At 71.0% G+C, this 25,035-nt stretch carries 22 protein-coding genes; 20 read left to right on the forward strand and 2 right to left on the reverse strand.

Annotated elements, in window-relative coordinates:
• Positions 1-8: 8 nt before the first annotated feature.
• The 13 genes from JNB61_RS00690 to serA all read left to right on the forward strand — a co-directional run bounded on the left by JNB61_RS00690 (position 9) and on the right by serA (position 14,693).
• On the forward strand, positions 9-917 hold the full coding sequence (locus JNB61_RS00690; RefSeq protein WP_220287287.1) for a carbohydrate ABC transporter permease: 909 nt from the start codon (positions 9-11) through the stop codon (positions 915-917).
• Positions 907-1,854, forward strand: coding sequence for a carbohydrate ABC transporter permease (locus JNB61_RS00695; RefSeq protein ID WP_223214556.1), 948 nt, complete (start codon positions 907-909; stop codon positions 1,852-1,854). The genes JNB61_RS00690 and JNB61_RS00695 overlap by 11 nt, the downstream gene beginning before the upstream one ends.
• A complete protein-coding gene (locus JNB61_RS00700) occupies positions 1,851-2,831 on the forward strand; it encodes an ROK family protein (RefSeq protein ID WP_220287289.1) in 981 nt (326 codons plus the stop codon). The genes JNB61_RS00695 and JNB61_RS00700 overlap by 4 nt, the downstream gene beginning before the upstream one ends.
• A gap of 10 nt (positions 2,832-2,841) precedes the next feature.
• Positions 2,842-4,392: a M81 family metallopeptidase gene (locus JNB61_RS00705; protein WP_374226609.1), complete on the forward strand. Its 1,551-nt coding sequence runs from the start codon at positions 2,842-2,844 to the stop codon at positions 4,390-4,392.
• On the forward strand, positions 4,389-5,732 hold the full coding sequence (locus JNB61_RS00710) for an alpha-L-fucosidase (RefSeq protein ID WP_220338476.1): 1,344 nt from the start codon (positions 4,389-4,391) through the stop codon (positions 5,730-5,732). The genes JNB61_RS00705 and JNB61_RS00710 overlap by 4 nt, the downstream gene beginning before the upstream one ends.
• Positions 5,729-6,448 (forward strand): copper homeostasis protein CutC, encoded by a 720-nt coding sequence (locus JNB61_RS00715; RefSeq protein WP_220338477.1) that lies wholly within the window; start codon positions 5,729-5,731, stop codon positions 6,446-6,448. The genes JNB61_RS00710 and JNB61_RS00715 overlap by 4 nt, the downstream gene beginning before the upstream one ends.
• Positions 6,449-6,681: 233 nt before the next feature.
• The gene (locus tag JNB61_RS00720) at positions 6,682-6,888 is read left to right on the forward strand and encodes a hypothetical protein (RefSeq protein WP_220287296.1); all 207 of its coding nucleotides are present in this window, start codon (positions 6,682-6,684) and stop codon (positions 6,886-6,888) included.
• Positions 6,889-6,968: 80 nt separating this feature from the next.
• On the forward strand, positions 6,969-7,685 hold the full coding sequence (locus JNB61_RS00725; RefSeq protein WP_220338478.1) for a copper homeostasis protein CutC: 717 nt from the start codon (positions 6,969-6,971) through the stop codon (positions 7,683-7,685).
• A 79-nt stretch (positions 7,686-7,764) separates the two neighbouring features.
• Positions 7,765-11,013: a lamin tail domain-containing protein gene (locus JNB61_RS00730; RefSeq protein ID WP_220338479.1), complete on the forward strand. Its 3,249-nt coding sequence runs from the start codon at positions 7,765-7,767 to the stop codon at positions 11,011-11,013.
• A gap of 79 nt (positions 11,014-11,092) precedes the next feature.
• On the forward strand, positions 11,093-11,947 hold the full coding sequence (locus tag JNB61_RS00735; protein ID WP_220338480.1) for a peptidoglycan-binding domain-containing protein: 855 nt from the start codon (positions 11,093-11,095) through the stop codon (positions 11,945-11,947).
• 73 nt (positions 11,948-12,020) lie between these two features.
• Positions 12,021-12,578 carry a DNA polymerase III subunit gamma/tau gene (locus tag JNB61_RS00740; RefSeq protein ID WP_220338481.1) on the forward strand — a complete coding sequence of 186 codons (558 nt, stop codon included), beginning with the start codon at positions 12,021-12,023 and terminating at the stop codon, positions 12,576-12,578.
• The gene (locus JNB61_RS00745) at positions 12,575-12,949 is read left to right on the forward strand and encodes a bacitracin resistance protein (RefSeq protein ID WP_223214557.1); all 375 of its coding nucleotides are present in this window, start codon (positions 12,575-12,577) and stop codon (positions 12,947-12,949) included. The genes JNB61_RS00740 and JNB61_RS00745 overlap by 4 nt, the downstream gene beginning before the upstream one ends.
• Before the next feature lie 139 nt (positions 12,950-13,088).
• Complete coding sequence (gene serA, locus JNB61_RS00750; RefSeq protein WP_220287304.1) at positions 13,089-14,693, forward strand: phosphoglycerate dehydrogenase; 1,605 nt, start codon at positions 13,089-13,091, stop codon at positions 14,691-14,693.
• Positions 14,694-14,732: 39 nt separating this feature from the next.
• Here serA and JNB61_RS00755 read toward each other — a convergent pair whose 3' ends face one another.
• Positions 14,733-15,278: a TetR/AcrR family transcriptional regulator gene (locus tag JNB61_RS00755; RefSeq protein WP_159843614.1), complete on the reverse strand. Its 546-nt coding sequence runs from the start codon at positions 15,276-15,278 to the stop codon at positions 14,733-14,735.
• A 66-nt stretch (positions 15,279-15,344) separates the two neighbouring features.
• On the opposite strand from JNB61_RS00755, the gene JNB61_RS00760 reads away from it, so the two are divergent.
• From JNB61_RS00760 to JNB61_RS00780, 5 genes are all read left to right on the forward strand, one after another.
• Positions 15,345-16,883: an MFS transporter gene (locus tag JNB61_RS00760; protein WP_445299347.1), complete on the forward strand. Its 1,539-nt coding sequence runs from the start codon at positions 15,345-15,347 to the stop codon at positions 16,881-16,883.
• A gap of 7 nt (positions 16,884-16,890) precedes the next feature.
• Entirely contained in the window at positions 16,891-17,943 is a 1,053-nt protein-coding gene (locus JNB61_RS00765) for a 3-isopropylmalate dehydrogenase (RefSeq protein WP_220287314.1), read from the forward strand.
• 60 nt (positions 17,944-18,003) lie between these two features.
• Complete coding sequence (locus JNB61_RS00770; RefSeq protein ID WP_159843618.1) at positions 18,004-19,110, forward strand: branched-chain amino acid aminotransferase; 1,107 nt, start codon at positions 18,004-18,006, stop codon at positions 19,108-19,110.
• A 114-nt stretch (positions 19,111-19,224) separates the two neighbouring features.
• On the forward strand, positions 19,225-19,992 hold the full coding sequence (locus JNB61_RS00775) for a fumarylacetoacetate hydrolase family protein (RefSeq protein WP_220287315.1): 768 nt from the start codon (positions 19,225-19,227) through the stop codon (positions 19,990-19,992).
• A complete protein-coding gene (locus JNB61_RS00780) occupies positions 19,985-21,286 on the forward strand; it encodes an MFS transporter (protein ID WP_220338482.1) in 1,302 nt (433 codons plus the stop codon). The genes JNB61_RS00775 and JNB61_RS00780 overlap by 8 nt, the downstream gene beginning before the upstream one ends.
• A gap of 17 nt (positions 21,287-21,303) precedes the next feature.
• Here the strand turns inward: JNB61_RS00780 and JNB61_RS00785 are convergent, their stop codons facing one another.
• A complete protein-coding gene (locus tag JNB61_RS00785) occupies positions 21,304-22,371 on the reverse strand; it encodes an aminotransferase class V-fold PLP-dependent enzyme (RefSeq protein WP_220338483.1) in 1,068 nt (355 codons plus the stop codon).
• A gap of 82 nt (positions 22,372-22,453) precedes the next feature.
• Between JNB61_RS00785 and JNB61_RS00790 the strand changes: the two genes are divergently transcribed.
• Together JNB61_RS00790 and gltX are read left to right on the forward strand one after the other, a co-directional pair.
• Positions 22,454-23,425, forward strand: a complete 972-nt coding sequence (locus JNB61_RS00790) for a LysR family transcriptional regulator (protein ID WP_220338484.1) — start codon at positions 22,454-22,456, stop codon at positions 23,423-23,425.
• A gap of 11 nt (positions 23,426-23,436) precedes the next feature.
• On the forward strand, positions 23,437-24,966 hold the full coding sequence (gene gltX / locus JNB61_RS00795) for a glutamate--tRNA ligase (protein ID WP_220338485.1): 1,530 nt from the start codon (positions 23,437-23,439) through the stop codon (positions 24,964-24,966).
• Positions 24,967-25,035: the final 69 nt, after the last annotated feature.

The following is a 25,035-nucleotide window of genomic DNA, read 5'->3' on the forward strand; positions in this document are numbered from 1 at the left end:
GCAGAGCAATGACGACCACGACGACGACACGTCGCGGGTCGCTCGCCAGGGCCGAGGCCCGCCAGGCGCTGGGCTTCGCAAGCCCGGCCCTGGTGGGGCTCGCCCTGTTCACGATCGTGCCCGTCGGGCTCTCGATCGTGATGAGCGTCTACGACTGGCCGACGTTCGGCGACCGCACATTCAGCGGTGTCGACAACTACGCCAAGCTGTTCACCAGCAGCCCGGACTTCTGGCCGGCGCTGCGCAATTCCGCGGTCTACACCCTGCTGTACGTGCCGCTCAGCATCGCTCTCTCGCTCGCGCTCGCGATCGGGCTCGGGCCGCGCATCCGCGGTCGCGGAGCCCTGCGCGTGCTGTTCTTCATCCCGGTCGTCGTGCCCATGGTGGCCAACGTCCTGGTCTGGAAGATGATGCTCCAGCCGCAGGGCCTGTTCAGCGGCCTGGCGCAGAGCTGGTTCGGCATCACGCTGCCGAACTTCCTCGCCGATCCCTCGTGGGCGATGATCATGGTGGTCGCCATGAGCGTCTGGCAGGGTCTCGGCTACAACATGCTGATCTTCTCGGCGGCGCTCGAGCAGCTCCCTGAGAGCGTCCTGGAGGCGGCCGGCATCGACGGCGCCCGGGGCCTCCGCCTCGTCTGGAGCGTCATGATTCCGATGATCTCGCCGTCGATCTTCTTCGCGACGATCATGACGATGATCACGGCGCTGCAGGTGTTCGCTCAGCCCCAGCTGCTCACCGGGGGCGGGCCGGGCAACGCCACGAAGCCCCTCGTGATGTTCATCTGGGAGCAGGGCTTCACATTCGGCGACCTGGGGCTGGCGGCAGCGGCCGCGTGGATCCTTTTCGCGATCATCATCCTCATCACCGGCATGCAGTTCGCCGCGCAGCGGAAGTGGGTGCACTATGAGCACTGACACCGAGACCGATCGGGAAGCGTCGGCGATCGAGCAGACGCTGCTCATGACGTCGGAGGACGAGTTCGTCGAGGAGCCGCCCGCGCGCCGCCGCACGGCGGTCCGCACCACCGGTGAGCGCATCCGCCTGGTTCTCGCGCACATCTGCGTGTACCTCGCGGCGCTGATCTTCGTCGCCCCCCTCGTGTACGCCTTCTTCTCGGCGCTCAAGCCGAATGAGGAGATGTTCTCGATGCCGCCGACACTGGTCGGCTCGCAGATCAAGTGGGGCAACTTCGCGGAGGTCTTCGCCTACGGGCCGTTCCTCACATACATCGGCAACTCGCTGTTCGTCGCGGTGGCCGGCACGCTCGTGGTGCTGATCGTCTCGACGACGGCGGGTTATGCCTTCGGGCGCCTGCGCTGGAAGGGCCGTGACGCGGTGTTCGTCCTGTTCCTGGCGACGCTCATGGTGCCGGCCGAGGTGCTCGTCATCCCCATGTTCCAGGTGATGCAGTGGTTCGGGTGGGTCAACACCTACCAGGCGCTGATCTTCCCGTTCGCCTTCACCGCCTTCGGCACCTTCCTCATGCGGCAGTTCTTCCGCGGCATCCCCTTCGAGCTCGAAGAGGCGGCACGGGTCGACGGATCGGGGCCGGTGCGCACCTTTCTGCAGATCATCCTCCCGCTGTCGAAGTCCGCGGTGGCGGTGCTGGCGGTGTTCACGTTCCTCTCGTTCTGGAACAGCTACCTCTGGCCGCTGATCGTGACGGTCGACTACGCGACGCTGGGCACACTTCCGGTGGGTCTCGCGAGCTTCTCAGGCCTGACCGGCACGCGGTGGGACCTGCAGATGGCGGCGGCCATCATCTCGATGATCCCCACCACGATCCTCGTCATCGTGCTGCAGAAGCACCTGGTGAAAGGCATCGCGATGGCCGGGCTGGGCGGCCGATGAGCGGGTGCGTATCCGGCTCCGCGGTCGTCGCCGGCATCGACATCGGGGGCACGAAGACCGCCGGCGCCCTGGTCGCCGCGGACGGCACGGTGCTCGCGCGCGCGACGCGCGACACCCCGGCCCGGGCCGGCGGCACCGCCATGGCCGAGACGGCGGCGCTCGTCGTCGAGCAGCTGGCCGACGACGCCGGGGTGCGCCCTGACGCGGTCGGGGTCGGCGCGGCCGGCGTCGTCGACCCTCGCAGCGGCACGATCCGAGCCGCGTCCGACATGTTCGTCGACTGGGCCGGGTTCCCGCTGGGCGAGCGGCTCGGCGACCGGCTCGACGTCGACGTGCGGGTTGAGAACGATGTCAACGCCTTCCTCCTCGGTGAGACCGCGTGGGGCTCCGGACGCGGAAGCGACGTCCTCGGTGTGATGCTCGGCACCGGCGTGGGCGGGGCGCTCGTGCTCGACGGCAGTCTGCGCCACGGTCCGTACGGGGCGGCCGGCGAGATCGGCCACACTCCGGGCTACGGCGACCTGCGGTGCACCTGCGGCCGCACCGGCCACCTCGAGACACTGGCCTCCGGCACGTCCATCGCACGGCGCTACGCGGCCGCGACCGGCGATGACGTCGCCTCGGCGCGGGTCATCGCGGAGCGGGCACGCGTCGGCGATTCGATCGCGAAGTCCGTGTTCGACGATGCCGGGAGAGCGGTCGCGCTCGCCTGCATCTCTGCGGCGACCCTCGTGGACGTGCCGCTCGCGGTCGTCGGCGGCGGGGTCGCCGCAGCGTGGGACCTCCTCGCGCCTGCCGTGAATGCCACGCTTCTCACGGATCCGCCCGTGTCCGGCGCGCCGTTGCGCATCGTTCCCGGCACACTGCGCGGTGACGCCGTCGTGCTGGGCGCAGCGGCGCTGGTGGCAGCATCCGATCGATCCGTCCCCTCCGAACAGTTCTCAGAAGGTGAGCTCCTCCGTGACGTCGCGTCTTGACCACGACCAGATCTGGAAGGGTCCTCTGGGCCCGCTGCGTGCGAGCGGTCTCGCCCGACCGCGGATCGGCATCGGCGGCATCTCGATCGAGTCCAGCACGTTCTCGCCGCACATCTCCGGCGATGAGGCGTTCACGATCCGCACCGGCGACGAGCTGCTCGCGTACTACCCGTTCCTCGCGGAGGGGCAGGAGCTCAGGGATGCTGCGGCCTGGGTTCCGCTGACCCATGGGCGCTCTCTGCCCGGTGGGGCGGTCGCACCCGAGACGTACGCGCGCATGAAGCAGGCGATCGTCGAGGGGATCCGCGCGCAAGGCCCGTTCGACGGGTTCTTCTTCGACATCCACGGAGCGATGAGCGTCGTCGGCATGGACGACGCCGAGGGCGACCTTGCCACGGCGGTGCGAGCGGCGCTCGGGCCCGACACTCTCGTCTCCGCGTCGATGGACCTGCACGGCAACGTGTCGGACGCGCTCTTCGACGCCGTCGACCTCATCACCTGCTACCGGATGGCGCCGCACGAGGACTGGATGAACACCAAGCAGCGTGCGGTGCACAACCTGCTCGCGCGGCTGCGGTCTGACGCCGGCTCCGACCCGGACGCCCGTCGCCCGTACAAATCATGGGTGCGCGTTCCGGTGCTGCTCCCCGGCGAGAAGACGAGCACGCGTCTCGAGCCGGCGAAGGGGCTGTACGGCACGATCCCGAACATCGAGGAGCTGGAGGGCGTCGTAGACGCCGCGGTGTGGGTCGGCTATGCGTGGGCCGACGAGCCGCGCTGCCACGCCACCGTCATCGTCACCGGCGACGATCCGGCCGTGATCGCCAGGGAGGCGGAGCGGCTCGGGCGGCGCTACTGGGATGCCCGCGCGGACTTCGTATTCGTGGGGCCGACGGCGAGCCTCGACGAGGCGCTCGATGAGGCGCTGGGGGACGACGCGCCGCGACCCTACGTGATCTCCGATTCCGGGGACAACCCGACCGCGGGCGGCGCTGGAGACGTCTCGTGGACGCTGGGTCGTCTGCTCGAGCGGAGCGACCTCGAGGATGCGTCGCGCACGGTGCTCGCAGCATCCGTGTTCGATCCGGAGGCGGTGCTCGCCGCCCGGGCGGCTGGTATCGGTGCCACCGTGACGGTGAGCGTCGGCGGACGTGTCGACCCCGGCCCCCGCGGACCGGTCGAGCTCACGGGCGAGGTGCTCTCGATCACGGAGGGTGATCCCGTGGCCGGAACCCAGATCGTGCTGCGCCGAGGAGCGGTGCACGCGATCATCACCGAGCGACGCAAGCCCTTCCACCATCTCGACGACTTCCGGATGCTGGGGCTGGACCCCGAGACGGCCGACATCGTCGTGGTCAAGATCGGGTACCTCGAACCAGAGCTCTACGACCTTGCCGCGGGATGGACGCTCGCCCTCACGCCGGGCGGCGTCGACCAGGATCTGCTGCGCCTCGGCCATTCGCGCCTGCGCCCCGGCACCTACCCGTTCGCCGCGACCGACGATGAGCCCGACCTGTCGCCGCTGGTGACCCGACGCCGGGGTACGGAGGCGCGCGCATGAACTTCGAGACCCGCACCGGCCCCGACCTGGGCGACGCAGCGCCCCAATACCCGGAGATGCCGGTGCCGGACTGGTACCGCGACGCGAAGCTCGGCTTCTTCGTGCACTGGGGCCTGTACTCGGTGCCCGCGTGGGCGCCGGCCCATCCTCCCGGGGGTGTGCCCACCGAGGACGCCTACGCCCACCACCAGTACGCCGAGTGGTACGCCAACACGGTGCGCATAGCGGGCAGCCCGACGTGGGAGCGTCACCAGGAGCGGTACGGTCCCGGCACGAGCTACGAGGACCTCGCGGACCGGTGGGACGTCGGAGGGTTCGACGCCGACGCGTTCATCGGCGCGCTCGTGGACGCGGGCGCGCGCTACGTCGTCCCGACGACAAAGCACCACGACGGCTTCTGCCTGTGGAACACCACCACCACGACGTTCAACGCCGCCCATCGCGGTCCGCGCCGCGACCTGATCGCCGAGCTGCACGACGCGACGCGTCGCGCGAACACGCGGTTCGGTGTGTACTTCTCGGGCGCGCTGGACTGGCACGTGAGCGACTACCCTCCCATCGAGTCCGACACCGATCTCTTCCGGTTCCGGCGGGGGGACGACTGGTTCTCGCGCTACGCCGCCGCTCAGCTCGACGAGCTCGTCGACCGCTTCCGCCCCGACCTGCTGTGGAACGACATCGAGTGGCCGGACGGAGGGAAGGGGCGCGACGACTTCGCAGTCGCCGCCCTCCTGCGCCGCTATCTTGCCGCTGTTCCCGACGGCGCCGTGAACGACCGCTGGGGCGTGCCCCGGCACGGCTTCCTCACGCGGGAGTACACCCACGTCGCCGACATCGTCGCCCAGCCGTGGGAGTCCACGCGCGGGCTCGGGTACTCGTTCGGGTACAACCAGGCCGAGGATGCGAGTCACTCGCTTTCGGGTGCGGCCCTCATCCGGCTCCTCGCCGACGTCGTGAGCAAGAACGGCAACCTTCTGATCAATGTCGGCCCGCGCGCCGACGGCTCGATCCCCGAGCTGCAGCAGGGCGCAATGCGTGATCTGGGCGCGTGGCTGCGCCGCGAAGGCGACGCGATCTACGGCACGCGTCCGTGGGTGCGCGCATACGAGCAGACCGGTGCGCCGCGCGCCTACACGTCGGGCGACGGCGTGGTCAACGTGATCGCGCTCGACCCCGCGGCCGGCGAGCTCGAGCTCCCCGGAGAGCTCGTCGGCAGGCCGGCCCGCTGGGCGGACGGTGCCGAGGCGGCTCTGGAACGCGCAGCCGACGGGCGCGTGCGGGCGAGCATTCCCGATGCCCTCCGCGCCGAGCCCGCTGTCGCTCTGCGGATCGCGCTGTGACCGCGGCGATCGTCGAGATCGCGGTGCAGGACGCCGCCGGCGCCCGCGCCGCGATCGGCGCGGGCGCGGACCGGCTCGAACTCTGTCAGGCCCTCGCAGTCGGAGGCCTCACCCCGTCGATCGGGTCGATCGAAGCGGCGTGCGACGCCGTGGGCGCCGAGCGGGTGAATGTGCTCGTGCGCCACCGCGGCGGCGGTTTCGTCTACGACCCCGACGAGGTCGCGGTCGTCGCAGCCGATATCCGAGCCTGCGTCGCGCGCGGAGTCGGCGGTGTCGTGGTCGGTGCCCTCGACGAGGATGGACGGGCGGACCGCGAGGCGCTGAGACGGTGGAAGGATTGCGCGGGCCCCGCCGCACTCGTCTTCCACCGCGCGATCGACGCGTCGCCGCGCAGCGCCGAGGTGTTCGAAGCCCTGCTCGTCGAAGGCGTCGACCGCGTGCTGACGTCGGGAGGGGCGGCGCGCAGCATCCAGGGGATCGATCGGCTCGCGGCGTACGCCCGCCTCGCGGGGCCGGCGCTCGAGGTGACCGCGGGCGGGGGAGTGGCGCCGGCCGACATCCCTCACCTCCTGCACGCCGGCGTGAACGCCGTGCACCTCTCGGCGCGCCGGCGCGCCGGGCTCGGCGCACCCGCAGGACCAGGCGGCGGGGCGGACGGGCACGATGTCACCGACCCCGGCATCGTGGTGGAAGCAGTGGCCGCGGCCCGGCGCTGACCGCGATCGGCTGCGGCGGACCGACTGCGGAGACATTCCCGGGTACAAGCCGAGCGGCGCCGGCGTGCTCGGGCTCACCAACCCGCTCGCGCGGGCTCAGCGTCCGCTCGTTCCGATTCCGATACCGCATGCCGCGACGCTGGGTTCACGGCCTCGGCGTATCACCGCACCGCGACCGCGACTCACATCAGACAGCCTCGCCAACCCGGGCGAGCATCAGGAAAGGAACGGCCATGGACGGGAGCACCCTGACCTTCACGGCCGACCGGCTCGAGCGCGAGCGGGCGGCCGCCCTGGATCGCGAGAACGAGATGCTCCGCAGCATCGCCGACCGCGGCGCGACGATCACGCCCGAGAGCCCGGCGTCACACGTCATCGCCGGCATCGGCGTGTGGTTCCGCCAGCTCTTCACGAGGCCACGGCAGCTGCGATTCTCTTGAACCCGTCGAGACCCGCCGCACGGGAGCGCGGCGGGTCTCACCATGTCTGCGACCCGTCGCGCCCGGACTAGGCTCACGGCATGCCCGCTGCGCGCCCTATCGAGATCGCCGTCCAAGACCCCGCCGGTGCCCGCTCCGCGATCGCCGCAGGAGCCGCGCGCCTCGAGCTGTGCCAAGCGCTGGACGTCGGGGGGCTCACGCCGTCGCTCGCCACCCTCGAAGCCGTGCTGGCGGCCGTCGACCCTGTGGTCGTCAACGTGCTCGTCCGCCCGCGGGGTGGAGGGTTCGTCTACGACCCTGAGGAGGTCGCGCTCGTGTCGGCAGACATCCGCGCGTGCGTGGAGCGCGGCGCGGGCGGCGTGGTCGTCGGCGCACTGACTGCCGCCGGCGGTCTCGATGTCGAGGCGCTGCGCAGATGGCGGGATGCTGCGGGCCCGGCGACCCTCGTCTTCCACCGCGCGGTCGACGCCGCCGCCGACCCGTCGGCCGTCTTCGACGCTCTGGTGGCCGAGGGTGTCGACCGGGTGCTCACCTCGGGCGGAGCGCCGCGCTCCATCGACGGGCTTGCGATGCTGGCGGCATTCGCGCAGCGTTCGGGGGGCGTCGAGGTGATGGCGGGCGGCGGCGTGCAGCCGGCCGACATCCCGGCCCTGTTCGCAGCCGGGGTCGACGCGGTGCACCTGTCCGCGCGAGTGCGCGCCGGCCACGATGCGCCATCCGGGCCGGGTGGCGGCTCAGCGGGGCACGACGTGACCGACCCTGCTCTCGTGGCGGAGGCCGTCGCCGCCGCCGGGTGAGGCAACCGTCCGGCAGCCGTACACCGGATGATCGCCGGGGCGCCCGCGCCGGTTCACCTCGCCGAGTCACGGTCGGCTCGTGCGCGCCACGAACCGTGTGACCACATTCCTTGCGGCATCCGTCCTCCTGGTCGGGATCGCGGCCTCGATGGGCGGCCCCGCCGGTGCGGCCGAGGCGCGGCCGGCCGCGGTGTCGACGGGCACCGTCAGGATCGACGAGGTCTCGCCGGCGGGCGTCCGCGGGCCCGCCTCCGGGTTCTTCGAGCTGGCGAATCCGGCGGAGCACCCCGTCGACCTCACCGGGTACGCGGTCTTCCGCTGCGACGAGGAGGGACTGCGCACCCGTCCGACAGACCCCGAGGCGGACCTCGCCGGAGTCATTCTCGCCGCGGGGGAGCGGCGCGCGTTTCCGACCGCGCGCCTTGCCGAGCGCGGGTACGGACTCGTCGTCGTCGCCCCGTCCGGCGAGACGGTCGATGCGCTGGCGGTCTACTCCGATGACCCGGCACCGACGACGTCGGAGTGCGGCGGAGGCGCCGAGCTTCCGGTGACGACGGCAGCCGCGCTCGGGGAGAGCTGGCAGCGCGCCGGGTCGTCCGCCGACGGACGGTGGGTGCGTGCGGTCGCCACCCCCGGCGAGCCCAATCGCCTCGCGGAGGCCTCCGGTGCGTCCGTGAGGGTCTCCGAGATCGCGGCCGCCGGTCCCGACGGTCACGGCGACGACTTCGTCGAGCTCGTGAACGACGGTGCGACGATCGTGGACCTCCACGGCTGGCGGCTGTACCGCTGCACCGCGACGGGAGCCGTGCCGCCCGACGCGCTCCAGCACGTGTTCGGAGCCGACACGGCGCTGGCGCCGGGCGGGCGGCTGGTGGTCGGCGGGCCCGCATTCGCGGGAGAGTCCGACGTCCGAGTGGACACCTCCCTCGCCGACACCGCGTACGGCGCACTCCTCGTCGCGGCGGACGGGCGCCGGGTCGATGGCGTCGGGGTGTCGTCTCGGGAGGACACCGCCTGCCAGACCGGCCGCGACAAGCTGCCCTCGAGCCTGGACTACCGCACGGGTCAGAGCTGGCAGCGCCAGCCCCACGGTGAATTCGTGATCGCGGCTCGCACGCCGGGCGAACCGAACCCGGCGGGCTCGGCCGCTGTCGCGGCGACCGTCGCGACAGAGTTCGCGTATGGCGCCCGACCGGGTGTCGCGGTGAGCGAGATCGCAACGGATCCTGACATCGACGGGATGCCGCGACGCAACTTCGTCGAGATCGCGAACTTCGGCGATCGCGAGGTCGACATCTCGGGGTGGACGCTGGTCGCGTGCGGCGCCGACGGCTTCCGGCGGTTCGACGACCTCGCCGTGGTGCCTTCGGGCACGGTGCTCGGGTCCGACGACTCGTGGATGGCCGCACTCGCGGGCACCGCTGACGCCGAAGATGCGGACGCCGCCTACGACGACGCGCTCGAGCTCGCGGGAGCAGGGGTGTGGGTGCAGGATGCCGCCGGACGCCGCGTCGACAGCGTCGGGATCTACCACCGCAACGAGATGGACAGCAGCGTCGACCGTGAGAGCCCGTGCACGAAGGGCCTCGCACTGTCGACGTTCGCGGTCGACAGGCTGCGGGGAGAGACCCTCCAGCGCGCCGCGTTCACGGGCGACGACGCGACCGACTTCGTGCCCGCCGCCGCGACACCCGGTGCGTTCGCCGGTTCCCGGGCGGTCTCTGCGGACGACATGATCGAGCGCGCGCTCGACCGCGCCCGTTCGGACGCCGCCGATTCCGCGATCGGCCAGGCCGCAGCATCCGTGTCCGTTCCATACGAGACCCAGGGGACGCCCGTGGACGTGATCGCCGCCCATGCCGGGTCGTCGCTCTCGCCCCTCACGAGCCGCACCGCGCCGGGTGAGCGGGAGGTCTCCGCAGTGCGGCCGACTGCGCGCGACGACGCCTACGACCTGCCTTACGTGCGGATGCGCGTCCGGCTGCCGGAGGACGGCGGCCCCGTCTCGTGGAGCGGGCGGACGGTCGGGCGCGCCGAGGTGCGCCTCTCGGTATGGGCTCCGGCGTCCGGAACTGGGCGGCATGCGGGATGGCGCGCGCTCGACGACGCCGCCGGCGCGGCGACGGCGACGGATGCCACCGCCACGGCAGCAGTCAGGCTCGAGGGTGTCGTCCGCGCGGAGGAGGTCGTGGACGGCACCGCCGACCTGCTGGTGCAGGTCGTGCCGCGAGCGGAGTCGGCGGCCGCCGGCGCGGACGGACTCGCCGACCCCGCGGACTACGACCTCGCCCTCGGCCACATCACCGACACGCAGTACTACTCGGAGGCGTATCCCGAGGTCTATGCCGGCGAGGTCGCGTGGCTCGCCGAGAATGCCGACGCGCGCAAGCTCGCCTTCGTCACCCACACGGGCGATCTCGTCCAGAACTGGGTCGATCCCGGTCAGACGGAGGAACGTGCGCGCCGCGAGTACAAAGTCGCGTCGCGGCTCCAGGGTGTGCTGGACGAGAGGGGCATCGCCAACAGCGTGCTGCCGGGCAACCACGACAACAAGCGCGGCGTGAGCAACGACCTGTTCAACGAGTACTTCGGCCCCGAGCGGTACCGGGACCAGCCGTGGTTCGGCGGATCACTCACGCCCGACGACAACAGCGCGAACTGGTCGGCGTTCGAGGCGGGCGGCGCGCGGTTCGTGATGATCTCGCTGCCCTACGCGTACGGCGAGCGCGAGATCGCGTGGGCCGGAGACGTCGTCGCCTCTCATCGAGACGCGAACATCGTCATCTCGACGCATGAGCACCTCACGCCGGCGACCGCCGAGGACGACGCGGAGCGTTCGACCACATCGCGGTGGGTCTCGCACGGCGACCTGCTGTGGGAACGGGTCGTGGCGCCGAACCGCAACGTCGTGCTCGTGCTGTCGGGGCACTTCCACGGCCTCGGCGCGATCGTCACCGAGAACGCCGGAGGCATACCCGGGCACAGCGTCCTCGAGGCGCTCGCGGACTACCAGGAGTTCCGCACGCCGACGGGCGAGAGGGCGAGTGGGTTCCAGCGGCTGCTCCAGGTCGATCTGGCCGCCGGCGTGCTGGCGGTCGACAGCTTCTCGGTGCCGCTCGGCGCGACCGCCAGCCATCCGTACGACTACACCCAGTTCCTTCCCGACGACGGCGACGCGGCGACCCCGTCGAACGAACGGCCGTGGCGGATCCTGGCGCAGGGGCTGCAGCGCCGCTACACCGAGGAGGACGACGCGTTCGCCGTGACGCTGGCGCTGCAGTACGCCAAGGCGGTGGAGACGGATGCCGTCACCCTCGGGCACGGCTGAGGTATCAGGGCACGGGCGGTACGCCTCGGAAGCCTGAGGGGCCGCAGACCCCGTATCGACCCAGAGCAGAGGAGCTGTCATGAACGTCGAACCGTGGAGCACTGTCGGTCCGGGATCGTCGTCGGCGATCGTCCCGGGCATCCAGTACCTCCTGCGGGCGCACGGCCACGCCGTCGCCGTCAGCGGGACGTACGACCCCGCGACCACCGCGGCGGTCACGGCCTTCCAGACCGCACAAGGCGTGCCGGCCGACGGCATCGTCGGGCCCGTGACCTGGCCGAAGCTCGTCATCGCGGTGCAGCAGGGGTCGACCGGCGACGCGGTGCGGGCGGTGCAGCAGTTCGGGCTCTCCCGGTCGCCGGGGGAGCCTCCGCTCGTCGTTGACGGGAACTTCGGCCCGGTCACGAAGGACCGCGTCGAGTTCTTCCAGGAGTCGTGGGGCCTGACTATCGACGGCATCGCCGGCCGGGAGACCTGGTCGTTCTTCAGCACGTTCGTGCCGGGCGAGCGCCCGTGGGCCCTCGTGAAGCAGGGTTCGTCGCAGGCCACGAACTGGCGCGTCCTCGCCGCGCAGTACCTGTTGCGTGCACGCGGTGCGACCATCGCCGCCGACGGCGCTTTCGGCCCGCAGAGCGGGCAGGCCGTGAAGACGTTCCAGCAGACGCTGCGGGCCGTCGAGATCTCCACAACGCTCGGCCAGCTCGACTGGCCGAGCCTCATCCTCGCCGTGAAGCAGGGCGATGGCCCCGCCGGCGCTGAGGGCGAGGCAGTGCGGGCCGTACAGACGCTCCTCGCCGGGCTGACCGTCGACGGAGATTTCGGTCCGGCCACCGACGCCGCTGTCCGCGAGTTCCAGCAACTGTTCGCGCCGCCCGTCGACGGGATCGTGGGTCCGGTCACCTGGCACACGCTGATGCTGCGGCTGTTCGAGTGAGCGACGCAGGCCCGGGTGCCGCGCCCGCCGAGGGGCGCCCAGGCTTGCAGGGTCGCGGCACTACGCTGAGAACGTGACGACCGGACGCGACGACGACGCCCTCACCTGGGACGGCGACGACGATCCCACGCTCGACCACGGTGCGAGCGGCGAGCCCGATGACGGGTCCGAGACCGTGGCCGAGGCCGCGTCGACGCCGGTCGAGCTGCCGGAAGGCTTCACCGCCGTCGGCAAGGGCAGCGAGACGCTGGGCGCAGCGGGCTCCGCGGGCGCACCGCCGGCCGCAGCATCCGATGCGACCACGGCAGCCGAATCCGCCACCGACGAGCACCGGCCGATGGGCAACGGCGCGCTGATCGCGTTCGGCGTGCTCGGCGGCGTGTACGCCCTCTATGCGATCGGCTGGCTCATCGGCGGTCTCCGCCTGCAGGGCAAGTCGCAGTATCTCGTCCTCGACGTGATGTACCAGGGGAGCCTGTGGCTGGCGGTGCTGGCCCCGCTGCTGTGGTTCGCGACCACGCTGCTGCTCACCCGCGCCTCGCGCGCGTGGGTGCGGTTCGCGTGGCTGGGGGCAGGGGTCGTGCTGCTCTTGCCCTGGCCTTTCGTGATGATCGGGGCGATCGGACAATGAGCGACGAGACGATGGATGCTGCCGTCCCGGCCGCGAGGCGGGGCAGGACGCCCACGTGGCTCGTGGCCGCGATCTCGGGCGTCATCGGGCTGTTCTACGCCTACGCCGTCTGGAACGCGGTGGGGAACCTGGTCGCCACGCTCGGCGTCTTCGCCGCCGCCGGCCTCAGCCTCAACGCCTTCGGCTGGTTCATCTGGATCTTCGCCGCGGTGTTCCCGCTGCTCGTGTGGGGCGGAGCGTTCGCGATCGGGTACCGCCGCGCGCCGCACGAGCTGCTCCTCGTGATGCTCACCGGCCTCGCGCTCGTGGCCGTCTTCTGGCTGAACGTCGTCGCCTACACGACCTTGAACTCGGCGTCGTTCCTGGGCTGAGCCGGCGGGCGGGCGTCACACGGTCGGGCGCGTTGCCGCGCGGGCGGTAGGCTGGCACAGGCCTCGCCCCCCGACGGCGTGCGGCGCGGCATCCGGTTCTGCTCCGCGCGTTCGCGCACCGCCCCACTAAGGAACACCCGTGCCGAAGCCTGTCGTCCTGATCGCCGAAGAGCTCTCTCCCGCCACGATCGATGCCCTGGGTCCCGACTTCGACGTGCGCAACGTCGACGGCACCGACCGCCCCGCGCTGCTTTCGGCCCTCGCCGACGCCAACGCGGTGCTGATCCGCTCGGCGACGAAGATCGACGCCGAGGCGATCGCCGCGGCGCCCGTCCTCAAGGTCGTCGCCCGCGCCGGTGTCGGCCTCGACAACGTCGACATCAAGACGGCCACCACGGCCGGCGTGATGGTCGTCAACGCACCGACCTCGAACATCATCTCGGCGGCCGAGCTGACCGTCGGTCACATCCTGAGCCTGGCGCGCCGCATCCCCGCCGCGCACGCGTCGCTCTCCGGCGGCGCGTGGAAGCGCAGCTCGTACACCGGCACCGAGCTCTTCGAGAAGACGGTCGGCATCATCGGCCTGGGCCGCATCGGCGCCCTGATCACCGCTCGCCTCCAGGCATTCGACGTCCGCGTCATCGCGTACGACCCCTATGTCACGAGCGCCCGGGCGCAGCAGCTCGGCGTGCAGCTGGTCACCCTCGACGAGCTTCTCGCCCAGAGCGACTTCGTCACGATCCACATGCCCAAGACGCCCGAGACCACGGGCATGATCGGCGCAGAGCAGTTCAAGATCATGAAGCCGACCGCGTACGTGGTGAACGTCGCGCGCGGCGGGCTCATCGACGAGGAGGCACTGCACGCCGCCCTCACCGCAGGCGAGATCGCCGGTGCGGGCCTCGACGTCTTCACCTCGGAGCCCCCGGCGGAGGGCGGCACCGCCGCGGCGCTGCTGGGCCTGCCCAACGTCGTCGTCACCCCGCACCTGGGCGCCTCCACCGAAGAGGCGCAGGAGAAGGCCGGCGTCTCCGTCGCGAAGTCGGTGCGTCTCGCCCTCGGCGGCGAGCTGGTGCCCGACGCGGTGAACGTCGCGGGCGGCGTCATCGACCCCTACGTGCGACCCGGCATCCCGCTGGTGGAGAAGCTCGGCCAGATCTTCTCGGCGCTTGCGCGGTCGCCCCTCACGAGCCTCGACGTCGAGGTGCACGGCGAGCTGCAGGCCTACGACGTGAGCGTGCTCAAGCTCGCCGCGCTCAAGGGCGTCTTCACGAACATCGTCAGCGAGACCGTGTCGTACGTGAACGCGCCCCTGCTCGCCGAACAGCGCGGCGTCGAGGTGCGTCTCCTCGTCGACGACGACAGCCCCGAGTACCGCAACGTCATCACACTGCGCGGCGCCCTGTCGGACGGCTCGCAGCTCGCGATCTCGGGGACCCTCACCGGCCCCAAGCAGGTGGAGAAGCTCGTCGGCATCAACGACTACGCGATCGAGCTGCCGATCGAGACCAACCACGTCGTCATGCTCTACACCGATCGCCCCGGCATCGTCGCGATCTACGGCCAGAAGTTCGGCGAGGCGGGCATCAACATCGCCGGCATGCAGATCGCGCGCCAGACGGCCGGCGGCCAGGCGCTCTCGGTGCTGACGGTGGACTCGCCGGTGCCCGACGCCCTCCTCGACGAGGTCAGCACGGCGATCCAGGCCGATCTGTTCCGCCAGATCGAGATCACCGAGTCCTGATCGCCGCAAGCACGCCGCGCCCCTGAGCTCCTGCCGGACTCAGGGGCGCGCGGCGCGCTCGACGAGCGCGACCAGCGCGTCGAGCGCCTCGCCGCGGGGGACAGGGCCGGGGATCGACCCTCCCGACAGCGCATTGTTGAAGTAGAGGCCGTCGCTCACGAGCATCACGAGGTCGAGCGCCGTCGCGTCCTTGGTGTGAGGCTCGAGCACGGCCGCCCAGTCGTCGCGGATGTGCCGCAGTGCTTCACTCGCTGACGCGTCGCCGCCCTGAGCGAGGCGCGAAGTCGCGAGGATCGCACGGTCGATGGGGTCGTTCGCCATGACCGAGGTGTGCAGGAAGTAGGCGATCGGTCCCTCGGGCGCGGCAGCCATGAGGTCGACATCCTCCTTCACCAGCCTGCGGAGCCGGTCGATGAGGGCGGCCTCGAGCGCCTCTTTCGTGCCGAAGTGGTACAGCAGGCCGCCCTTCGACACGCCCGCAGCCTTCGCGGTGGCATCCATCGTGGCCGCGCGCTCGCCCTCGTCGATGAGGATCTGCTCGAAGGCGTCGAGCACCTTCTCGCGGGCCAGGGGAGGGCGACTCATGGCCCCGATCGTATCGACACGCGTCGCGGCATCCTGTTACTATACCGGCTGGACGGTATAGAAATGATGACTCTCACGCAGGAACTCTCGCTCGCCGACGCCCAGGGCACAAAGGTCGGCTGGCGCGGCTGGGCGGCGCTGGTCGTGCTGATGCTGCCGGTGCTGCTCGTCTCGGTCGACAACACGGTGCTGAGCTTCGCGCTTCCCTCGATCGCGCTCGAACTCGGGCCGTCGAGCGCCCAGCAGCTGTGGATCATCGACGCCTACCCGCTCGTGCTCGCAGGGCTGCTCGTCACCATGGGCACGCTCGGCGATCGCTTCGGACGCCGGCGGATGCTGCTCGTCGGCGCCACCGGATTCGCCGCCGTCTCGGTGCTCGCGGCCTTCGCGCCGAGCGCCGCCTGGCTCATCGCCGCGCGTGCGGCGATGGGCGTGTTCGGCGCGATGCTGATGCCCTCGACCCTGTCGCTGCTGCGCAGCATCTTCACCGACCGCGACCAGCGGCGCCTGGCGATCGCGGTGTGGGCGGCGATGTTCTCGGCGGGTGCGGCGCTGGGTCCGATCGTCGGCGGCCTGCTGCTCGAGCACTTCTCCTGGGGCTCGGTGTTCCTCCTGTCGGTGCCCGTGCTCATCCCGCTGCTGGTGCTCGCGCCGCTGCTCGTGCCCGAGAGCCGCGACCCGAAGCCCGGCAGGATCGATCCGCTCAGCATCGCCCTGTCGATGGCCACGATGATCCCGGTCGTCTACGGCATCAAGGAGCTCGCCGTGCACGGATTCGCGGTCGCGGCGTGGCTGCCGATGCTCGTCGGCTTCGGCTTCGGGGTGCTCTTCGTGCGGCGCCAGCTGCGCGCCGCGACCCCCATGCTCGACATGCGGCTGTTCGGTATGGGCACGTTCAGCGGTGCGCTGCTGGTGAACCTGCTGAGCGTCATCGCGCTCGTCGGCTTCCTGTTCTTCGTCGCGCAGCACCTGCAGCTCATCGTCGGGCTGTCGCCGATGCAAGCCGGCCTGGCACTGGTGCCCGGACTCGCGATGATGATCGTGGCAGGCCTCGCGGTCGTGCCGATCTCGAAGAAGTGGCCTGCCCGCGTGGTGGTGCCGACGGCGCTCGTGTTCTCCGTCGCGGGCTACATCGCGGTCGCCTTCGCCACCGGGCCCGACAGCGTGAGCACGCTCGTCGCCGCGTTCATCTCGCTGGGCATCGGCATCGGCGCGGCCGAGACCGTGTCGAACGAACTGGTCCTCTCGAGCGCGCCGCCCGCGAAAGCCGGTGCCGCCAGCGCCGTCTCCGAGACCGCGTACGAGCTGGGCGCCGTGCTCGGCACCACCGTGCTGGGCGGCATCCTCACCGCGCTCTACCGATCGAATCTCGTGGTGCCCGATGGGGTGACGGATGCCGCGGCCGCGGCCGCGTCCGAGACCCTCGCCGGTGCGGTGCACGCCGCCGACCAGATCGGCGGGGCGACCGGGCAGGCGCTCTTCGAGGCGGCGGCGACCGCGTTCGATGCTGGCGTGACCGTCACGGCGCTCATCGGGGCGGGCCTCGTGGTCGTGGCGGGGGTCGTCGCGGCCAGTACCCTGGGAGGGTCCCGCCAGAAGTCGTAGGAGCACCATGTCGCGTGTCGTGAAGCTGGCCGTCATCCCGGGTGACGGCATCGGTCCGGAGGTCATCGCCGAAGCGGAGAAGGTGCTCGACGCCGCGACCGCGGGCAGCAGCATCCGTTTCGAGAAGACGCGCTACGCGCTCGGCGCCGGTCGCTTCCTCGAGACCGGCGACACGCTCACGGACGACGACCTCGACGCGATCAAGGATCACGACGCGATCCTGCTGGGCGCGGTCGGGGGAGTGCCGGGCGACCCGCGGCTGAAGAACGCGAACATCGAGCGCGGACTGCTGCTGAAGCTGCGCTTCGAGCTCGACCACTACGTCAACCTGCGTCCGTCGAAGCTGTACCCGGGAGTTCCCGGGCCCCTGGCCGATCCCGGCGACATCGACTTCGTCGTCGTGCGCGAGGGCACCGAGGGCCCCTATGTCGGCAACGGCGGCTCGATCCGCACCGGCACGCCGCACGAGGTCGCGAACGAGACCTCGGTGAACACCGCCTTCGGCGTGGAGCGCGTCGTGCGCTACGCGTTCGACCTGGCCGAGCGCCGCCGCAAGAAGCTGACGCTCGTGCACAAGACCAACGTGCTCGTCCACGCCGGCGGCATCTGGAAGCGCCTCGTGGACGAGGTGGCGCGGGAGCACCCGGACGTGACCGTAGACTATGTGCACGTCGACGCGGCCACCATCTACCTGGTCACGAACCCTGGTCGTTTCGACGTGATCGTCACCGACAACCTCTTCGGCGACATCCTCACCGACCTGGCCGGCGCCGTCACCGGTGGCATCGGCCTCGCCGCCTCGGGCAACATCAACCCCGACGGCGCGTTCCCCTCGATGTTCGAGCCCGTGCACGGATCGGCGCCCGACATCGCAGGACAGCAGAAGGCCGATCCCACGGCCGCGATCCTCTCCGTCTCACTGCTGCTCGATCACCTCGGGCTCACCGACGAGGCACAGCGCGTCACCACGGCTGTCGAGGAAGACATCGCGACCCGCAGCACTGCCACCCGTTCCACCGCGCAGATCGGCGACGCCATCGCCGCCCGACTCCAGGCGTAACCTGGATCCCGCAAGCGCCTCCACCCTCGCGGATCCGTCCGCACGAAAGCACAGGCCGTCATGACCCTCATCGATTCCGACCCCGACACCGGACTCGCGCCGCTCGAGTTCACCGTCAACCGCAACCTGCAGGCGAAGACCACGCAGCAGCGCGAGGAGATCCTCGCGAACCCCGGCTTCGGCACCAGCTTCACCGATCACATGGTCGACATCTGCTGGTCGGTCGGCGGGGGCTGGCACCGCCCGCGCGTCCAGCCGTACGGTCCGCTGTCGCTCGACCCCGCCGCAGCGGTCCTGCACTACGGTCAGGAGATCTTCGAGGGCATCAAGGCATATCGGCACGCGGACGGCTCGATCCACACCTTCCGCCCCGACCAGAACGGCCGGCGCCTGCAGCGCTCGGCGCGTCGTCTGGCGCTGCCCGAGCTGCCCGTCTCGTACTTCATCCAGTCGCTGCGCGAGCTCATCGCCGTCGACGGCGCCTGGGTGCCGTCGGGCGACGATCAGAGCCTGTACCTGCGTCCGTTCATGTTCGCCAAAGAGGCGTTCCTCGGCGTGCGCCCCGCGCACAAGGTGGGCTACTACGTCATCGCCTCGCCCGCGGGCGCCTACTTCAAGGGCGGCGTGCAGCCGGTGTCGATCTGGCTCAGCGAGGACTACGCGCGCGCCGGCAAGGGCGGTACGGGTGCGGCCAAGACCGGCGGCAACTACGCCGCGAGCCTGCTGCCGCAGTCCGAGGCCTACGAGAACGAGTGCGACCAGGTCGTGTTCCTCGACCAGGACCGCAACGTCGAGGAGCTCGGCGGCATGAACGTCGTGTTCGTCTACAAGGACGGCACCCTCGTGACGCCGCAGTCCGACTCGATCCTCGAGGGCATCACGCGCGACTCGATCCTTCAGCTCGCGGCCGATCGCGGCCACAAGGTCGAGGGTCGTGCCGTCTCGTTCGACGAGTGGCGTCAGGGCGTCGCCTCCGGCGACATCGTCGAGGTGTTCGCGTGCGGCACGGCCGCGGTGGTCACCCCGATCGGGGTGCTCAAGGGCAAGGACTTCCTCGACGAGCAGCCCACCGGTTCGCTCGCGCTGTCGCTGCGCGAAGAGCTCACCGACATCCAGTACGGCCGCCGGGAGGACAAGCACGGCTGGCTCGTGCGCCTCGACGCCTGAGCGGCGACCACGCCGGGGTTCTGGAGCGGACGGATGCTGCGGCATCCGTCCGCTCCGTCCTTCGCGGCAAGCGTGCCCGCGGTCGGCGTCGGTGCTTCTCGCTAGGCTGAGCGGGTGAGGATCGCGCGCTTCAGTCACAACGACGCCATCAGATTCGGGATCGTCGATGAGGGCGAGCTCGTCGTCCTCGCGGGCGACCCGATGTTCGCCGGCTACGAGACCACGGGGGAGCGCGTGCCGCTCGCCGACGTCGCACTGCTGGCGCCCGTGATCCCGCGCTCGAAGATCGTGGCGGTCGGCCGCAACTACCGCGACCACGCGGCGGAGATGGGCAACGACGTGCCCTCGGCGCCGATGCTCTTCTTCAAGCCCAACACGTCGGTGATCGGGCCCGGCGATGCCGTGGTGCTGCCGAAGGGATCCGAGTTCATCAGCTTCGAGGGCGAGCTCGCGGCGGTCATCGGACGCATCGCGAAGAACGTCCCTGCCGAGAACGCGCTCGACTACGTCTTCGGCTACACGATCGCGAACGATCTCACGGCGCGCGACTGGCAGCGCTCCGACGGTCAGTGGGCGCGCGCCAAGGGCTTCGACACGTCGTGCCCCCTGGGTCCCGCGATCGAGACCGAGTTCGACGTGAACGGCCCTGCCATCATCACGACGCGGCTCAACGGCGAGGTCCGCCAGCAGGGCCCGATCAGCGACATGATCTTCTCCCTTGCGGATGTCATCGCCTTCGCGTCGGCCGCCTTCACGCTGCTCCCGGGCGACGTGATCCTGACGGGCACCCCCGCAGGGGTCGGCCAGATCAGCGCGGGCGACACCGTCGAGGTCGAGATCACCGGGCTCGGGACGCTCCGCAATCCCGCCCGAGATGCCTGACACCGGATCGGAATCGGGGGTCGACCTCGCGCCGACCGCCGACGAGGTCGCCCGCGTCCAGCGACGCACCGTATGGGTGCTCTCGGGCGGACAGGTGCTCGGTGGCCTGGCATTCGGTGCGACGCTGTCGCTGGGCGCCGTGCTCGCCGCGGAGCTGTCGGGTGAGGACGCGTTCTCGGGTCTGGCGGCCGCGGCCGTCACGTTCGGCACGGCGATCACCGCGGTGCCGCTCGCGGCCATCGCTCGCCGCCGGGGCCGCCGCCTGTCGCTCACCACGGGTATGGCCGTCGCCCTCATCGGAGTCGGCCTGGTCGTCTTCGCCGTGGCTCTGCGGTCCTTTCCGGTGCTGCTCGCCGGGTTCCTCATCATCGGCTCAGGGCAGGCCGCGAATCTGCAATCCCGCTTCGCCGCGGCCGATCTCGCCACGGATGCCTCGCGCGGGCGCGATCTGTCGATCGTCGTGTGGGCGACCACCGTGGGCGCGGTCCTCGGCCCCAACCTCACCGGCCCCGGCGAGGTGCTCGGCGGGGCGATCGGGATGCCGCCGCTGACGGGGGCGTATCTGTTCACGATCGTCGCGCAGGGGCTCGCCATCGTCCTCTATCTGGTCGCGATGCGACCGGATCCGCTGCTGCTCGCGCAGCGCGTGGTCGCCTCCGCCAAGGCGGGAAGCCGCGCCATCGCGAAGGCCGACAGACCGGTGGCCGCACGCTACGCGATCTTCGCGGTGGCCGCCGCCCACGGCACGATGGTCTCGGTCATGGCGATGACCCCCGTGCACCTGGCCCATCTGACGCACGAGGCGTCGGAGGCGGCGACGCTGTCGATCATCGGGCTCACGATCAGTCTGCACATCGCCGGCATGTACGTGCTGTCGCCGATCTTCGGCATCCTCGCCGACAAGGTGGGGAGGGTCCCCACCATCCTCATCGGACAGGCGCTGCTGGCCGCGGCACTGCTCACGGCGTCGTTCGGCCAGGCGGCGACCACGGCGGTGACGGTCGCCCTCGTGCTCCTCGGCCTCGGCTGGAGCGCCACGACAGTCGCCGGCTCCACGCTGCTCACCGAGTCGTCATCGGAGGAGCTGCGCACGAGGCGGCAGGGCATCAGCGACTTCACGATGAGCATCGTCGGCGGAGTCGGCGCGATCGTCGCCGGCGCGCTGCTCGGCTGGATCGGCTACGGCGGGCTCGCGCTCGTCGTCCTGGTGCTCGTCGCCGCGTCGGTGCTGCTCTCGCCGCTCGGCTGGCGAGCATCGGCTGCACGGACGCCGGAAGCCGCACCGGGCGCCTGACCGCCGAGCGCGTGTCGTCAGCGACCCAGAGCTGCGAGCGCGAGGTCGACGTCGTCGTGGTCGTTGAACACGTGGAACGCCACGCGTGCACGGCCTGATCGACCGGACGCGGTGATCCCGGCGCTCATGAGACGAGTGAGATCGCGCCCGTCCGGGTCCTCCCAGGTGACTATCGCCGACGCGCGCTCGGGCGGAGCGAGGCCGAGCCCTGCGCGAAACGCACCGGCGAGTCCTGTCGCGTGCTCGTGGAGGTCGGCGGCGTCCAGCGAGGCGAACAGCTCCAGCGCGGGCGCCGCGCCGATGAAGGCCTGCCATGCGGGCGACACATCGAAGCGACGGGCGTCGGGTGCGAGCTCGACCTCCCCGCCGTAGCACGACGACCACGGGTCGTCGCCCGCGTACCAGCCGGCGTTGAGTGGCGTCATGCGCGCACCCAACCGGTCCGACACGGTCAGGAACGACACGCCCCGCGGCGCGCACAGCCACTTGTACGCGTGGCATACGACCGCATCGAAGACGGATGCCTCGACCCGCAGCCATCCGACGGCCTGGGTCGCGTCGCACAGCGTGAGCGCGTTCTGCGCGGCCGCGGCGGCAGCGATGGCGGCGGCATGGGCCACCTCGCCGGTCGCGGACTGCACGACCGAGAAGGCCACGAGGGCCGTGGTCGGACGCACGTGCGCGGCCAGCTCGGCCAGCGGTGCCGCACGCACGACGAGCCCGCGGCCGGAATGGATGAACGGCAGCACGAGGGAGGAGAACTCGCCCTCGGGCACGAGCACCTCGGCGCCGTGCGGGAGAGCGGTGGCCACCGTCGCGGCCGCGACCGAGGTCTGCGAGCCGATCGCGACGCGCTCGGCACCGACTCCGACGAGCGAGGCGAACAGCGCCCGAGAGCGCTCGACCGCGGCACTGTACGCGGCGAGGTCCGGGCGCCCGGATGCGCAGGCGTCGAGGTCGGCCCACACGGCGCGCTGCGTCGCGCGGCTCGGCAGACCCACTGTGCACGCGGCGAGATAGTCGCGGCCGCCCGCGAACTCGCGCCGGGCGGCTTCGAGAGCGGGGGGAGGGGCGATCGCGGGCATACGTCCAGAGTGGACGGAGACTATTGCCTGCGTCTACGACTGGTGTTTCATGCAAGACATAACAGACGCTTATGATTCACGCATGACCGACGCGTGGGACGACGATCCGGGCTTCGACGCGCGAGAGCTCCGCGTCGTGAAGGCGATCGCCGATGAGGGCTCCATCACGGGCGCCGCCCTCGCCCTGGGCTACAGTCAGCCCGCGGTGAGCCAGCAGCTCAAGCGGCTCGAGCAGCGTCTCGGCGTGGCGATCGTCGAACGCGTCGGCCGCAGCGTCCGCCTCACCGACGCGGGCCGCATCCTCGCCCGCCACGCCCCGGCGGTGACGACGGCGTTGGATGCTGCCGCCGGCGAGCTCGCCGAACTCCGCGGCCTGCGCTCCGCACGGGTGCGGCTCGTCGGGTTCCCCTCCGCCTCGCCGACGATCGTGCCGCGCCTTCTCGCGGACCTCGCGCAGCGGCATCCAGGTATCTCCCTCACGTACGTGGAGGCCGAACCGCCCGAGGCCGTCGAGGCCGTCCGCGAGGACCGCACCGACATCGCCCTCACTTTCAGCTACCCGGGCGACCGCGACGACCCGCACGGTTCGAGCGCCCGCGGACTCACGGTGCACACCGTCGGCTCCGACGAGCTGCTCGCGGTGCTTCCCGCCGAGCATCAGGCGGCGACCGCGGAGGTCCTCGACGTCGCGACCCTCGCGGACGACGACTGGATCGCCGGCTGTCCGCGCTGCCGTGGCCATCTGCTCGAGCTGTGCGGGCGCGCCGGGTTCGCCCCGCGCATCGCGTTCGAGACCGACAACTTCGTCGCGGTCGAAGGTCTCGTCGCGCAGGGGATCGGCGTCGCGACGCTGCCGCGGATGGCGGTCGAGTCCTTCCCGCAGCTGCCCGGGGTGGCCGTCGTGCCGTTGCCGGCGGGCGAGCAGCGTCGTATCCACACCGTCACGGCGCGCGGGGCCGACCGCGTGCCGGCCGTGCGGGCGACGCTCGACGCCCTTGCGAGGCTCGTCGCAGCGCCCGCCGACGAGCCCGGCGCCCCACCAGCCCGCAATTAGACTTGCAGGCGATGTCTTCTTCGCCTGATCCCCGCACCACGACCGCCACCGGCGCCGACGTCCGCGTCCGGTTCTGCCCTTCGCCGACCGGTCTTCCGCACGTCGGACTCATCCGCACGGTGCTGTTCAACTGGGCGTATGCCCGTCATACGGGCGGCAGGCTCGTGTTCCGCATCGAAGACACCGATGCGGCACGCGACAGCGAGGAGAGCTACCACCAGCTTCTCGATGCCCTGCGATGGCTGAAGATCGACTGGGACGAAGGCGTCGAGGTCGGCGGCCCGCACGGGCCGTACCGTCAGTCGCAGCGCCACTCCATCTACCGCGAGGTGCTCGACAAGCTGGTCGCCTCCGGCGCCGTCTACGAGAGCTACTCGACGCCCGAAGAGATCGACGCCCGCAACGAGGCGAACGGGCGGGCGAAGCAGCTCGGCTACGACAACTTCGACCGCGACCTCACCGACGAGCAGAAGGCGGCGTTCCGCGCAGAGGGCCGCGAACCCGCGTGGCGTCTGCGGGTGCCGGACGAGGACCTCACCTACGTCGATCTGATCCGAGGCGAGGTGACGTTCCCTGCGGGCTCGTTCCCCGACTTCGTGCTGGTGCGCGCGGGCGGTGTGCCGCTGTACCCGTTCGTGAACCCGGTCGACGACGCCCTGATGGGCATCACCCACGTCATCCGCGGCGAGGACCTCATGCCCTCGACCGCGCGCCAGCTCGCGCTGTACAGCGCGCTGGTGGATGCCGGGATCACGACGTTCATCCCGCGTTTCGGGCATATGCCGCTCGTGCTGGGCGAAGAGGGCAACAAGAAGCTCTCGAAGCGCGATCCCAAGGCCGATCTGTTCCTGCAGCGCGACAAGGGCTTCATCCACGAAGGCCTGCTCAACTACCTCGCCCTGCTCGGCTGGTCCATCGGACCCGACCGCGATGTGTTCTCGCTCGAGGAGCTCGTGGCCGCGTTCGACATCGTCGACGTCAACCCGAACCCGGCCCGTTTCGACCAGAAGAAAGCCGAGTCGATCAACGGCGACCACATCCGCATGCTGCAGCCCGGCGACTTCGCCGACCGCCTGGTGCCCTACCTGGCGGCGGCCGGTGTGGTCGACGAGAATCCCACCCCCGCGCAGCAGGCCATGCTCGTCGCCGCTGCACCGCTCGTGCAGGAACGCATGCAGCTGCTGGGCGACGCGCCGGGGCTGCTCGGCTTCCTGTTCTCCGACACGGTCGCGTACCAGGACGACGCGCTCGCCTCGCTCCCTGCCAACGCGAACGAGGTGCTGGTCGCCTCGGTCGGTGCGCTCGAATCGGTGCCCGCCAACGAGTTCACGGCCGCCGCCGTGCAGGACGCCCTCGCCGGCGCCCTCATCTCGCCGGTGGAGGAGGGCGGACTAGGTCTCAAGCCCCGCGTCGCATACGGCCCGCTGCGGGTCGCGCTGAGCGGCCGGCGTGTGTCGCCGCCGCTGTTCGAGTCGATGGAGCTGCTCGGCAAGTCCGAGTCGGTCCGCCGCCTCGGAGCACTGCTCGACGCGCGCGGGTGACGGCTCAGTTTGGAGCAGGTGCCGGCGTCGCGTAGACTCTATCCTCGGCACGGCTTCGGCTGACAGCCT

This window comes from Microbacterium ureisolvens, assembly GCF_019511645.1.
GTDB classification, from domain to species: domain Bacteria; phylum Actinomycetota; class Actinomycetes; order Actinomycetales; family Microbacteriaceae; genus Microbacterium; species Microbacterium ureisolvens_A.